General features: G+C 63.0%; 6 protein-coding genes and 1 pseudogene. All 7 read right to left on the reverse strand.

Going from position 1 to position 14515, the window contains the following annotated elements:
• Window positions 1–660 (reverse strand): annotated as a pseudogene (locus BQ17_RS02360) (tetratricopeptide repeat protein); the annotation flags it as partial.
• A gap of 453 nt (window positions 661–1113) precedes the next feature.
• Window positions 1114–2952 (reverse strand): BatD family protein, encoded by a 1839-nt coding sequence (locus BQ17_RS02365; protein WP_089724119.1) that lies wholly within the window; start codon window positions 2950–2952, stop codon window positions 1114–1116.
• A 447-nt stretch (window positions 2953–3399) separates the two neighbouring features.
• A complete protein-coding gene (locus BQ17_RS02370) occupies window positions 3400–3987 on the reverse strand; it encodes a Uma2 family endonuclease (protein ID WP_089724120.1) in 588 nt (195 codons plus the stop codon).
• 180 nt (window positions 3988–4167) lie between these two features.
• Window positions 4168–6189 (reverse strand): ATP-binding protein, encoded by a 2022-nt coding sequence (locus BQ17_RS02375; RefSeq protein WP_089724121.1) that lies wholly within the window; start codon window positions 6187–6189, stop codon window positions 4168–4170.
• 12 nt (window positions 6190–6201) lie between these two features.
• Complete coding sequence (locus BQ17_RS02380) at window positions 6202–7287, reverse strand: hypothetical protein (RefSeq protein WP_089724122.1); 1086 nt, start codon at window positions 7285–7287, stop codon at window positions 6202–6204.
• Window positions 7284–13928 (reverse strand): ATP-binding protein, encoded by a 6645-nt coding sequence (locus BQ17_RS02385; RefSeq protein ID WP_089724123.1) that lies wholly within the window; start codon window positions 13926–13928, stop codon window positions 7284–7286. Before BQ17_RS02385 ends, BQ17_RS02380 begins: the two co-directional genes overlap by 4 nt.
• Window positions 13929–13940: 12 nt before the next feature.
• A complete protein-coding gene (locus BQ17_RS02390; protein WP_256091447.1) occupies window positions 13941–14513 on the reverse strand; it encodes a Uma2 family endonuclease in 573 nt (190 codons plus the stop codon).
• Window positions 14514–14515: the final 2 nt, after the last annotated feature.

Below are 14515 nucleotides of genomic sequence, written 5' to 3' on the forward strand. Positions count from 1 at the left end.
ATTGGCGAGGACGATGTGGACCCAATGTGCACGGGCTTCGCGGATTTCGACTTCGGTGCCGGCGGGTAGGGGTTGGGTGAAGCGCATGGGGGCGTTGGGGGAGTCGGCGGCGCGGGCGATGGTTTCGTCGGCGATGAGTACGGCCGGGATGGTGCCGCCGGCGTGGGCCTGGATTGCCGCCGAGAGCAGCAGTCCCAGCCAGGCCAGCAGGGGTAGGAAGGCGAGGTTGCGGGCGAGCGGGGAGCGCCAGCGGATGGCGACCGCGATCAGCAGGGCGGCGAGGAGGAAGGGAAGGGTGGCGATGGCGGCCTGTTCGGTGGGGTTGAGGAAGTGACGCCAGATGAAGAAGCTCTCCAGCGCGCCTTCGGGCTCGGGTTTGGGGACCCAGGTCGGCAAGAGGGTACGGGCGTGGCGGAGGTTCTGGTGGGCCCGTGCCTGGTCGGGGTCGAGCGCCAGAGCGCGTCGATAGGCGAGGATGGCAGGTCCTAGCCGCTCGGCTTGGAGTGCGGCATTCCCCAGGTTGGTATAGAGGGCCGCGGAACGCTCGCCTTGGGTCGCGGCATGCTCGAACAGCCGTTGGGCTTGCCGGAAGCCGGCCAATCGCCCGCCCCGGTTGGTCGTTGCTTGGGCCTGGGTGTAGGCACCGATTGCCTGATTCAAGGTCGCGTCGGGGGTGGCCGCACTTACCGGCGGTGCGAAGCAAAACCAGAGGGTAGCGAGCCATATCCTGATGATGCGGCATATGCCTCCAGGAATTGTTTTTTTTGCCGCAAATGAACGCGAATGAACGCAAATTGGTCGCAATCGGTTTGCTATCATCGGTGGTTCTTGATCCCGTTGTGTTGATTTGCGGCCAACTCTCTGGTCAGTGGGTGACGGTGGTCGATGTGCCAAACCGCAAGCTCTTGACGCACCACATCAAACCCGGCGGCCTAGCGACTACGGAGGATGAAGTGCAGATCGTCCCCCAGCCTGGCCGCGGTATCAAGAAGAGCATCACACAAAGGCGCCAAGTCACAAAGGGATATAAGAATCGAAAGAGAATTCTTTTTCGCGTGATTCGTAGTTCGTTCTTGTATGCAAGCGTATTGGTCATCACTCATCACTCATCATTCATCTGGCTTCCTTCAATAGCTGATCGGCCAATAGCAAGGCCCGGGCCCGCATGGGTCCGTCCAAGGTGCGCGAGGCGCCGCCGGGGGCATAGGCGAGGGCGTCGCATTCGGCCAGGAAGCGGTCCAGGTCGGAGGGCAGGGGGATACCGGCGGTGGCGACCATGCGTCGCAGGGCGGCACTTGCTTCAGTGATACTGCGGGCCTCCGTCACGGCCGTCCGATGCGTCCGCAGGGCTTTGGTGCGGGCCAGGTCGGCCGGATCGGCCTGGGCACGGCGTCTGGCCAGCAAGGCCAGGAGGATGACCAGCAGGCCCAAGCCATAGGCAACCGCCTGGGCGCCGACGCTCGTGAGCAGGGAGCCGCTGGGCTCTAGCAGGGCGTCGATGTCAGTGGTGATGGCAAGATCGGCCCCGGTGAGGCTAAATACCGGGCGTTGCCGGGCTTTGGAGCCGGCCTCCGGGTTGGTCGTCGGCTCGCGCCCGGGGTCCAGGGTCCGGTCGTGTGGCTCCTCGGGCACCGCGCTCACGACGTCCTCGGCCGAGACGACTTGGGCGGGGCGCACCGAAAGGGCGACAGGCTGGGAATGGGTGGTCTGGTACTCCCGGCGCTCGGGGTCGTACCAGGAGAAGGCGAGGAGTGGGATGGCGGTGACTCCTTCATGCAGTGCCCGCACGGTCACCTGGAACCGCTTGGCGCCGTCGGTATAGACCCCGGCGATCTTTTCGTTGGGGATGCGGAAGTCTTGGGGCGAGAGTCCACCATCGGCGGTCAAGGGGGGAAGCACGGCGGTCTCGACGGCCGCATCGCCCCGGAGGATTAGGGTCAGACGGATCGGATCGCCGACCTGGACCACCGAGCGGTCCGCCGCGACCTCCAGCCGGTAGCCGGGGCCGACGGTGCCGGTGAAGCTCTCGGGTCGGCCCGCCCGAGGCAGGTCTTGGACGATCAGGGTCTGCGGCTCGTCCTCTACCCGGTGTTTCCGGGCCCGGGTGAGGATCCGCTCGCCGAAGAGGTTGCGGTGCCAACGGATCGCCTCGTCGACCACCAGGCTGGCGGGTGCGAGTTCGTACTCGCCGGTCCGCAAGGGGGTCAGGCGGCGGGTGAGGGTGTGCACCAGGTACTGCTCGCCGTTCCAAAGCTCCGAGTGCGTGGTGGCGGCCAGCTCGACGGGACCGGAGGCGGTATCGATGGTCAAGGCGATGTCGGCAGTGGGGTCCTCGGGGTCATGAAAACGAAAGGCATCGAGCCGCTCGAAGAGGGGGACGGCCAAGCGTGGATTGGAGAGGGTGCCGCGCAGATCGGCGGGGACCCACCATTCGAGCCGCACCGGCACGCGCTGGCCCACGATCAACGGGCCCTGGGGCAGGATGAGCCGCAGCCGTTGCCGACTGCTGACCGGGATTTCGCCGATGACCAAACGCAATTTGCCGGTACTGGCCTGCTTGCCGTTCTGGGTGATCCGGAAGGGGCCGATGACCTGTTCGCCGGGGGTTTGGGCCAGGTATTGGTACTCGAAGGCGAATTGGACCCATTTGGACTGGCTCATCCGGCCGTTGATGATCTGGATGCTGGTGCTGATGCTGGGGTTGACCCCGGTCAGCTCCAAGCGCCCCTGGGGTGGATCTGCCACCTTGATTTGGGGCTGAGGAGTCTCGTCGAACCCCTCTGCGGTCACTTGCAGGCGCACGGGTACGCCGACGAAGTGAGGACCCTCCTCGGCCCGCAGCCGGGCCTGTTGAGCCGCCGCCGGGGGGCTTGCAAGCTGGATGGCGACGATCAGTGCCGGCAGGAGCATCCGGCGCATGGAATCGGTATTCAGGGATAAGCGGGTGCGCATTGGCAGCTATGCGGTTAGTAAATTTTAGTCTCTTAGCTTTTCATTATGGCTCTTTATGGATTCCGGACTGCTAACGCTCATAGCAGGGTTCTACCGGACGTTTTGGAGTGCGGCCTGTCTGCCGCCAGGCAGGCGGCCACTTCACCCCGATGTTTACCGGAACCTACAGCGCTAGGCATAAGCCGGGGATCGGCCAAGTGGCACCATCCTGCCGCCGCTTTGGGTTGGACCACGCATCCGTCCCCAGCAAAGGTGTTGCGGCTAGGGGAAAGCGCCGTCGCCGCGGCGCGGGTGGAACCGAAGGGCCCGGATTCCCGGCCAACGCCGCTAGTATTCCCCGTGGCTGAGGTTCGATGCGGGCGCGCCACTTTGCCGGCGCACTCCAAAGCAGTCCGGAATCCATAAAGAGCCTTCATTATTTTGTACCCAGGTGTATTCGGCTGTCAGTCAGCGCTTTGCAAGTCCTGGCCGCCGAGGTGGCCAAAAGGTTTCCAGATCGAGGCTTACGGCCTCGAACGGCGGAGCGACCACCTGATCGGCATCGGCAAAGCGGCCGGTCTCGACCCAGGCGCCAGCCTCAAGTCGGTAGGTCTCCAGCGTACGCTTGACCGGATCGATCAGCCAGGCATACTGCACCCCGTAATGTGCGTACAGCGGCAGCTTGATCTCGCGATCCTTGCTTGCCGTGGAGGGAGACAGGATTTCGCAGATCCAGTCGGGAACCACCTCGAAGCGCTGATCTTCCGGCGGGTAGGGCATGCGCTCACGCCGCCAACCACCCCAGTCCGGGACCATGACCTCGAGATTCCGCTCGAAGTGGATTTCCGGTTCATAGAGGATCCACCAGCCGCCGGGTCCTCCATTACCGATCTGGAACGGATTGTGCAATTTGCCACCGAGTGCGGAACCGGCAACTGCATGTGGTCCGGCAGGCCGTGGTTGGGTATGGAGCTGTCCGTTCAGGAGCTCCCCGGTCACCCCTTCAGGCAAGGCCTCCAGGGACTCGTAAAGGGTGGGTTGAATTGCCAGCTGCATGTTTCGGATCTCTGGTTCAAGGTGCCCTCGAACGTTGGGCACGGACCATCCAATGAGGCGGTTCGCGGCCTGCCGTGCGCCTGCCTGTCCCGTCCCTGGGACGGCAGACAGGTCCTTGCACAGCAGGCGCTCGCTACATCCTACCCCAATTTGCCCAATCGACTTGTGCAAACCCTTCGCTCAGGCCGGGCTGGAAGGACGTGGCATCTCGAAGTGGATAGTGCCCTGTTCGTCCGGCGGAATCCCTGGACGTTCTTGGGCATATTCGTCCAACAGATAGCCGTACAGGGCCAGGCGGCCCAGCTTGATCAATGCCTCCAGATCGCCATCGGCCAGGGATTCCACCGCGGTGATCGGTGGCGGAAGCTCCTCCATGGCCGCATGCTGCAAGCGGTAAGCATGGGGGGAAAGCAGCTGGTATCCGAGCTCCAGGAATCCCGTTCGCAGCCAGACCTGATTCCACTCCCGATTCAGGAGATAGTCGGCGAACCGGGCCTGCTCGCCGGCCTGTGGCAGGTCTAGAGCCATAATTTGGGTCACGGGGCCCCAGAGCTTCGCCACTTGCTCCGCCAACCGCTGGGCATATTCCTGGATGGGCTTCGGATAGTCTGTCTTCGCTAACCTGCGTTCGGCGTCGAGGCGCACCATCTCCGAATAGATGCCTTTGGCCTCGAGCCAGAGGCCGGCGGCTATACGTTTCAGGTCCTCTTCCGAGCTATCAGTCCTACCTTCGCGCTGGCTGAAGTATTGTTGGGCGGTCTCGAGGCTGACTGGCCCTAAGACCAGCTCGCGGCGGATCAGGGTTGCCAGGGGCCCCAACATCCCTTGCGCCGATGGCTGGCGATGCCGCTGGAGGTTGGCGAACAGCCCTTGTCCACCGATCAGGATCCAGAGGAACTCTGCTCCCAGGCTCTGCTTGAGTCGCTGCAAGGCGCACTGAAAGCGCCACAGCTCGATCGGCATGGACTCGCCACTCTCGCAATCGCCTTTTTCCACGATGCTGGCCGGTGACAGGCGCGGTTCCTCCAGCTTGTCCAGCTCGTCGAGCACCAGGACCGGCTCGATGCCGCACTGGTGCAGGACGAAGAGATAACGGCGCAGCAAGGTGATTCGCCAGGCCCGATTGTCGGGACCAAAATCGGCCTTGTGGTCCCGGCTGTAGCGGCGACGCAGACCGACGATGAGTAGACCCGTCCCTATCAGGGCAAGCATGGCCTTCCAGAGAGCCGGCTTCGCCCACTCTTGGTCAAGCCCCTGCAGTTCACTGAAGAACAGGGCGCCCAGGAGCAGCAAGGCGCCCGCGCCCAGCGTCCACTTGTGCTCGAGACGCAGGCTCCGCTCCTGTTGGTGCTGGTCGGTCTGCCGCGTGTCCTGGGCATGAACCAGATCGTAGAGACGCGCGCCCCGGTAAGCCGCGCGCCGCCAATCCCGCAGGCGCAGGCCGAGCCAGGAAAAGACGAGCGCGATCAATAACAACAGGGCCGACCCTATTCCCAGACTAGCGGTGAAATCATGACCTGGGTCGATCCAGTCGATATAGAAGATGGAAGCAACCCCCCAGAGGCCAATGATGATCCCCAAGGCCGATCCCAATGTCGGCCGGCGATCGGGTCGATAGAGGGCCAGGGAGGAGAAGTAATAGTTCCAGAAGCCCAACCGGGAGCGCAGGGTCCGGCCGTGTCGGACCCTGGAGCGGGGATCCACCATGCTGGTCAGGGCGAAGATGATGTTGTCGAGCAGCCGGATGGCATCGGATTCCGAATCGTGGATCAGCTCGCCATCATTCGGCCTACCGGCTTTGGTCCCGGGATTCGCCTTGCCCTCCGATAGCGTTGACTTCGCCGCATTGGGCCTCTCCCGGACCGGTCGATGGTGGGATTGGGGAAAGAAGGGATCGACTGCGACTGGGACGACAATGCGCTCCATCCCCCTCGGACTGCGTCTGATCCTCAGCCGGCGACGCACGCCGCTGTCGCCGAACAGGCGCCGCCACCAGGCATGCGATCCTTGGGTTATCTTCTCATTCAGGGCCTCGTCCACCAGACGGGTCTTGCCGACGCCACGGGGTCCGGCAACCAGCAGGATCCCGCCGCCGGCGTTGGCGGGCTCTTGCAGGAACGCCCGGATGGCCTTGAGCGCTTCTTCCCGTTCCGCGGGCTCGAACCGTACCGCAGGCCCGGAGGATTGCTGGGTTGGTGCCAAAAGTGTCTCCCTCTAACCCTTGATGGATTCGGGATGACCCTCATGGGTCCAGTGGCCGCCGAACCAGTTGGCCGGCTCCCGCCAGCGGTAGTTGTCGAGAAAGGCATCTGCATCCCGGGTGTAGTCCTTTCCCAATTGCCGCGCTGCCCAGTAGAGCAAGGCCAGAGAGGCCGGTTGATAGTAGAGCCGGTCCGCGTGAGGCCAGGGGGTCACCCAACCATCTAGGATCAGCTGGCGCAGGTAGAGGTTACCGATGGCATAGAGCCCCTCCCAGATTCGAGGACCGCCGAGGTTGTAGGCCCTGGTCACTCGGGTCGGGATATAGCGGCCGCCGTCGAGCTCGAACCAGTGGAAGGGCAGGAAGTCACCCAGGGTACGGAGATAGCTGGCGGTGTCGACCGGGGCCGTCTCGTCTGGCGAATTCTGGTGCTCCGGGTTGGATAGATAATCCATCAGGCGCCGATTGGCCGCAGCCAATCGGCCTATTGCCTCTGAGCACTCCTGATCGAGCCTCGGGGACAGTCCCAAACCATTGCCGCCTGTTTCCCGTGACAGTTCGGACGCCCAGCCGGCGCCATGCCAGCACTGACTCAATTTATCCGCTTTTTCCATTTCCTCCAGCCCATCGGTCCAGAGACCAGCGTCGTCCCAGAGCAGATATTGATGAAACTGCGGGTGCATGATCGGGCTTCGCCGTTGGATGATCTCATAGGCCATGGCATGGAGGATGACGACCGTGGTCTCGGGACCGTTGAAGATGGACTGGGACGAGAATACAACGTAGAACTGGCGGGCCAGCCAATCCAGCAGCCCCGGCTCGGTCCTGTCGACCACCAGCCAGCGGTTGGGCTCGACCCGCCACTGTTCCCGAGCGGCTTCATCCTTCCAATGGTTATCCAACTCCATGCTGGTCTTATCCAGCGGGCTCCAAAGCTGCTTGACGGTAGGGTATTGATTTGCGACATCTATGACATGGGAAAGATGGGTATAGAAGACATGCAGCCCCGCTTTCAGGCCTTCGCGGACCTGTTCCTCGAACTCGAAGGTCTCATGGGTGACGGGCGGTCCCAGGGGCAGACAACGAAAACGGCGCCTCATTTCGGTCCCCTCTGCTGGTATTGGGTCCAAGCCGGAAACAGATTGGCGGTAAAGCCGAACCTTTGGCCGGCCTGTTTATAGCCCTTGATGACCTCCGTGTAGGTAAGTCCATGCAGGGCCTTTCCAACCACCTCCTTACCCGGCTTGTGGTTCAGCTCCTCCCAGACCTCCTCCAGCGAGAATTCCCACTCCCTGCACCAGTTGTTCGGCGGATCCTCCACCGGAGACCTGGCCGCGATAGTGGATAGTGCTCGCCACAACCGGTCGTTACCAAGGCGGGCTGTGTCGTACTTGGTAGCGGAACTATTAACTGGCGTATAGAGGCGCTCCTGGATCATCTGCGAGAGTTCGTCTCGGATGGCAAGCCAGTCCTTCCGTCGCACCAACCGGCGTCCGCCGGTGCCCTGGTCGCAGAAATGGAGGGCAATCCAATGGATGATCCAGGGAATACCGCGGCTGACGGTCAGCACCGCCCGCCGGAGGTGGTGGGGCATGACCACCCCGAAGCCGGCCAGCTTGTCGTGCAGGAAGCGCCAGGCCTCTTCCGGGGACCAGGGCGCCAATTGCAGGGGCTCGCCGAACAGGTTGCCGAGGGACGAAGTCTCATCACCGTTGAGCTCGTGTAGGGTCCGATTGGGGCCCCACCCATGGGGGTAGGTGGTGGCGAATAGACAGATGGGTTCTTCCTGGACCAGATGGCGCAGATATTTGAACAGGCTATAGTCGGGCCAGTCCCTTTGTACCAGGTCGTTGGTCTCGTCGAAGAACAGCAACAGGCTATGTCCGGTCCGGTCCTTTATCTTACGCAATCGTTCAGCCAAGTAGTCCCGCGCCTCTTGCCGCTTTCTCTCGTCTCCAGCTCGATCCCAAGGTTGGTGCCTGTATTCACCGATCTCACCGAGCTTCTCCCAAAGCTTCTTGAATACCCAGTGCTCCAGCGTGATTCCCTCATAATTGGGCGGTATATCTTCAAAGCTTATGTCGATGACCCTCCGTTCCTTCTGCTGCTGCGCCACCTCCCAAACCATCCGTTGGCGCAAGGTGGTCTTGCCGATCAGGCGTGCGCCCACAATCAGGGCGCACGCGGTGCCGCCTTGATCCGCCACCTCCAGGCACCGCCAAAGGTGAGCAAGCTCTCTGTCTCTGCCTGCAAAGTGCTTGGGGATGGCATCCGGGGGGAGACCACCACTAGTGCGAAAGACCCGCTCGGGCGAGATATTGCGCTGTGCCGCCGCCAACTGATTCAGATAGGCCAGCGCCGGCGTAAACCCCTGTCTCGACTCACACATCTGTCCCGGTATATCCGAGTGGATCAGGCGGAGGCAGTCTTCCCGGTCGATCCGGATCCCCGGCCCCGTCAGGTCCGCTGCGGGGGGGGAGTGATCCAGGCAGAGCCAGACCCCGGCTTCCTGTTCCTTCAAACATTGCCTCTCCCGGGCCGATATCTTCATCAGGAGGTAGACATAGGCATAGTCCTGGTGGTGCAGGGTGATCCGGGTCTGGACATACCAGCAACCCCGGCTCACAAGGGAGACCGTCCCGCCACCCAGCATACCGAGCAGGGTCTGGGCCGCCTGCTCGACCTCACCCCTATCCCGTGCCTCGGCCCCTTCCGACCAGAGGGCGGCCAGCCGTTGGCGGCGTTGGCGTTGTCGGGTGGCTGTCTCGGTATCGATACCGAGCAGCTCGGCAATCCGACTGTCGTCCAGCCCGGCCAGCCGGTCCCAGACCTCGTCGCCGAGCAGGCCCGCCGAGGGGCTGTAGAGCTCGGTCAGGCCCCGCCGACGCCCCCCTTGGGTCGTTACTTCCTCGAGGATCCGCGGATCGGCATAGACCGGCTCCCCATAGCACCAGGCCCCCAGGGCCTCGATGGGCAATTCCGTGAGCTCCCGATCGAAACGCCCGACCTGATCGGCCAGGAGACGCCTGAGCAGATCATCGACCGACTCGGGATCGGGGAGCAAATTCCTCAAGGCCGCGCTTACCTTCTGGGGGATACCCCGACGTTGCCAGATGGCGAAGGCCAGAGGCAGAAAACCGCCGGTCTTATGCGCATGCAACATGCCATGGACCTGCTCCAGCAGGGCGCCCTCGGGTGGATCGCCCAAAGCAAGATCAGGACAGAAAACCGGCTCCGGTCGGTCCAATGCCTGCTCGATATTCTCGATTCGTTCATAGCCGGCCTCGCTCGGTCCGCCGAAGCGGTCCTGCATCAGCTGGGCCAGCTCTCTCCGCTCCTCGTCCGTCCACCGGCCCCCGTCGAGCCACAGGAATTTGGGTCCGCCCGCCTCTCCGGAGCGGTTCAGTAAATTCGTCAGGTGCTCTCCTGTGGGTGACCAGGCCAGGCCGGCAAAGAAGCCGGCGACATCCCGGGAGCAGTCGAACCCCTGGCTCCGCTCGAACTCCTTGCCTCCTTTGGGACAGCAGGCCAGAGTCAGGTTACCAACCAAACGGTCGTTTTCATCGGCTTCGAGGCGGACCTCCAGCGACGCTGGCATCTCGCTGGCGTCGATCTCTATGGGCAGCTCGGGCTCTGTTTTTACATCCGCTGTCTGTTTTGCATCCGCCATTCGTTGACGGTTCTCCCAGCACACTCTGTCCAGGCGCACGGGCACCGGGTGGCGATTCCGGATCGCCAGGCGCAGCTCCACCCGCTGGCGATCCAGCCAACGATCGCTCCAGTCAATATCCAGGGATTGATTCTCGGCCGCCTGGGCTTCCCGCTCCAGCGTATCGAGTCGCTTGTCTTTCCAGCCTTGCCACTGGCCGAGCAGGCGCGGCCAATAGAGGGGCAACAGGCCATAGCCCTGAACGACGGAAAAGGTCTCGGCGCCATGGGTCGCCAGGTGCTCGTGGAGCTGGTCGATAGACCCCCGTTCCCGCCAGGCCTCCTTGACCCCGGTACGTTGTCTGTCATCGACAATAGCGCCCAGACAGGTCTGTAATTCGCTCAGCCAGCTGCGCCATTCCTCATCTTCGGGCCACAGATCCACCAGGGCCTCGAAACTCGCCAGAGAAAGCTTGGTCAACTGCCAGTCTTCATCCGGCGGCTCCAGAGAACACAGGGGCTCCGGAGGTGGCTGCCATTCCTTCAAGGGTTGTTCCTTGACGACTTCCTTTCGGAGCCACGCCAACCAGTGATCGGTCCGGTTGCCTTCGAGGACGAGTCCCGTCATCAGAATAAGTCTCAAGCGTCGGGCGAGCTCCTCGGCCGAATGGAGCGACCAGAGGGTCGCCAGCCGTCGACACCAGGCGGTCAGGTGTCCATGTCCATGAAGCGATTTCTGGTCGAGCTCCTTACCTATATCTACCCAGCAGCGGACCCCTTGCGTCAAGCGCAGCAGCCGCAGCCGCTCGCGGTTCTCCGGGTGGATTAGGACCTGGGGGCAATCCGATGGTAGCGACCGCTCCCAGAGACAGCGATGGACGCGATCCAGCAGCGCCCTGGCCTTTTCCCGCTCGGCCTTGGGGGTATCCGGTGCGAGGACGGCCTCTTCCAGGCGGATCAGTATCACAGTCACCAAATGGCAAACCAAGGTTTCCCGCGGGCGCCGGCTGATATTCTCCCAGGCGATCTCAATGAGCCGCAGCACCCTCGGAAGGGGGATGGGTTCCGGGTGGCGCAGAAACAGCGCCAGCCGACGCGGCCTCTGATGCTCGAAGAAGCCCTCCAGGGCACTCATCAAGGCATTCATTGATGACTCGGGCTGATCGGTCATCGACAGGGCCTGTTTCGCCTGCCGCAGCAGGGCAAAAGCGGCGAGGGTCTCCGGCCAGTCGGGATCCTGGTACCTCGCCTCCTTCACCAGTGCTTTGCGAACGGCCTCGCTGTCCGGCCGATCATCCGGGAAACGATAGCGGAGGGGATGGGTTGAGAGCGCTCCGGGCCGGTCGAAGCCCGATGTCTGCCCATCCTCGGACCCCGCTTCAGGCCGGCAATGATCCAGGAGGATCACCCGCCCGTCGGAGGTGCCGACCAGAATGCGATGATCGCCGAGCCGACGCAGGGCGCTCACCGGCCCCATGCCGTCACCGATGCCGCTCAGCTGGCCTTGCTCGTCCACCAACAGGAGATGGGTCGGGTCGCCCCCGAGTACCCACAGACCCGGCTCGGTATCCCGGTTGGCACCCAGATAACCGACGTGTCTCAGACTGGCGCCGCAACCGGCGGTCCAGCTCAGGGCGCCACCGGTTGCATTCAAGGCTACCGCCATGCCGTCATGACGCGCGCAGAGCAGGACCTCTTCCTCCGCGAGACGAAGGGCATGGAGTGGTACCTCGCTCTTGAGCCAGATCTTGGGGTCCTGCAGTCCGATTTTGCCGCCCCGGGCCACCGCCGTCCCGAAATCCGGCCAGTGGACCAGGATCCGGGCCTCGCGGTCCACGCCCCAGAGCCGGTTGTCCTGGTCAACGACCAGCATCCTCAGGCTGCCGCGCTTGTCCCTCTCCCAAATCTTCGCCGCCGGTTGTCCTTGGGTCAGATTGGGATGCAGCCGCAGCCATCCCAGGATAGGCTGTTCCCGTGGGCTTTCTCCGCCCAACACCAGGCCCCAGGTCTTATCCGCGCCTGCTATCCCGCTGCAGGTGACGGCGAACTGGGCCTTGCCGCGCCAGAGCTCCTCCGGACGGGTCTCGGCGTGGAGTCTATAGAGGCGCAGGTCGCCCCGATGGGTGCCGAGGAAGAGGTACTGACCGGACGGGTCCCCGAGGGCCTTGCCGAGCCGCTCGCCGGCCAGCAATGTGGTTGGAATACCATCCCAATGGTCGCCTTCCTGCTTCAGCTCTGCGGGACAGGGCCAATCCCTAGTGGGGTCCGACGGGATCTCCACGAGCCGCAGGCCGAAGCCATGCTCGAAGAGGACGAAGCGGTTCTCATCCAGCTGCCGCAGGTGACGGATCTGCCCCCTGAAATGGGCGCTACCGCGGACGGTCAAGGGCCTTAGCTCGTGCATATGGGGCAGGAGGATCGAACGCATGTGGCGGATGCGATCCAGGAGCTCGCCCAAAGGTGTCTGAAATCCTTCCTGCCTATCGAATCCTCTGTACTTCGCCCAGGCAGGAAGCCAGTCGTAGGTGCGGAACAGGGCGATCCAGAGCCAATCCGGGGCGGCGTCCGGGAGCCTCAACAGGGCCCACAGGGGGTCGAACCGGGTCAGGTCCCTCTTCCTATCGGAGGGGCGGTCGGCGAATACGCTGCCGGCCCGAAATGCCTCGCGGAGATGGGTGAACAGCTCGACCTGGATCCGACCCAGGTCGTAACCGAGCTCGGCATCACGCAATTCATAGCGGTGCTTGAACCAGCCAAAAAAGTCCTCGAATAGTCCCAGGTCCCGGCGCTCGTCTCGCGACAGCGAGAGCAGATAGCGTTCCAGGGCCAGTATGCTCAAGGATCGGCGCTTATCCGGGTCTTCCACCGTCAAGGGATCTGTCCAGAGAGGATGATCGCTTTGTTCCAGGCCCAGCTGCCGGAACAGAAGCCCGGTCGCCCGATCACGGACGGCCTTGAATCGCCTGGGGCTGCCCAGACGCAAAGGAATCAGCTGCCGATATTGATCGATGGCCAGAATGCGGTCGCCACCATAGCCGGCCATGCGTTCGATGTGATGCCCAAGGATGGTCTGGCCGTGGCGAACCCTCAATTGATCCCCTTGCCCATCCCCGTCCTCCAGCAGATAGATACTGCTGTTATAAGCGGCCACCAGGATCCCATAAGTGCCCTCCTTATCCGGATCCGGGTCCGAGACCACCAGGACGTCGTGTATTCGTCCGCCGAGTCGTTCGGAAGCGACAAGCTTCCCGGTCTTGCTACCCAAGTGAATACGGAATACCTGGGCCTGGTCTCCCCCCAGATAGGCGAGATCCTTAGGCTCCTGTGGAGAATCGACCCCGGCTATCCGGCCCAACTCCGCGGGGATATCCGGATCCGTAGAGTCCTTTGTTAAAACAATCCCATCGTCCCGCCACTGGTCGTCGAGATGGCGTTCCAACCACAGCAGATCTTCCATGTTGCCATGGCTGTATCGTTCTTGTCGGCGGAAGTTATCGCGGGATTTCGAAGTGTTATCACCCTCCCAGTGAATGCTGACGATGCCGGCAACGGGCGGCTCGTTCGAATAGGCGCGAAGCTGTAAGTGCAGCTTTCCGCCGCGGAACTCGAGGTAAACGGAATACATCCCGCCCCGAGTCCCCTCAACGACGATCTCTAAGGCCCGCTCATCCAATCGACAATCTTCCGGCAAGCTCTCCGGTAAGTTATGCGCCAACCGGGTGACGGAGGCACCTTCGTCCGCAATCTCCCAGGCCACGAGCGCCACGTCGGCCGGCTCGCCCTGGCGGGCGGCATAGAGGCATAGGGCCAACCGGGTCCCCTCATTGTGCCCCTGGAGGGGCGGCAACAGATAGAGGTGGCTCGGCTCCCTGGGGAGCTGCAGGGCCAGACCGTCTTGCAGCAGTAGGGGGAAGGCGTGCTTGCGCTGGGTAAGCAGGTCGATGTAGTGGGGCAGCAGGTCCTCGACGGCTGTGTGCCGGTCCTCGGCCCGCTCCAGCCCGTCCAGGCCCTGCTCGACCTTGGTCAGAGAGTGGTGGTATTCCCGGTAATCCAGAAACGCCTCGGAGCGGATGGTCCCTCGATCTTGTTCCATATGGGTCTCCTCTTACGACACCCTCGGAGGGAGAGGGGCTGTTCGTGCCTGTGGTCGGTTCTCCACCAGTCCCGGCCGCCGAGGTGGCCACAAGGTTTCCAGATCGAGGCTTACGGCCTCGAACGGCGGGGCAATCACCTGATCGGCATCGGCAAAGCGGCTGTTCTCGACCCAGGCGCCGGCCGTGAGTCGGTAGGTCTCCAGCGTGTGCTTGACCGGATCGATCAGCCAGGCGTACTGCACACCATAGCGGGCGTACAGCGGTAGCTTGAGCTGGCGATCCTTGCTTGCTGTGGAGGGAGACAGGATCTCGCAGATCCAGTCGGGAACCACCTGGAAGCGCTGATCTTCCGGCAAGTAGGGCATGCGCTCACGCCGCCAACCGGCTAAGTCCGGGACCAGGACCTCGAGATTCCGCACCAAGTGGATCTCCGGTTCATCGATGATCCACCAGCCGCCGGGTCCCCTATCACCGATCTGAAAGGGATTGAGTAATTTGGCACCCAGCACGGAGCCGGAAACCGCATGTGGTCCGGCAGGCCGTGGTTGGGTGTGGAGCTGTCCGTTCAGGATCTCCCCGGTCAGAC

This window comes from Candidatus Thiosymbion oneisti (assembly GCF_900092655.1).
GTDB classification, from domain to species: Bacteria; Pseudomonadota; Gammaproteobacteria; order Chromatiales; family Chromatiaceae; genus Thiosymbion; species Thiosymbion oneisti.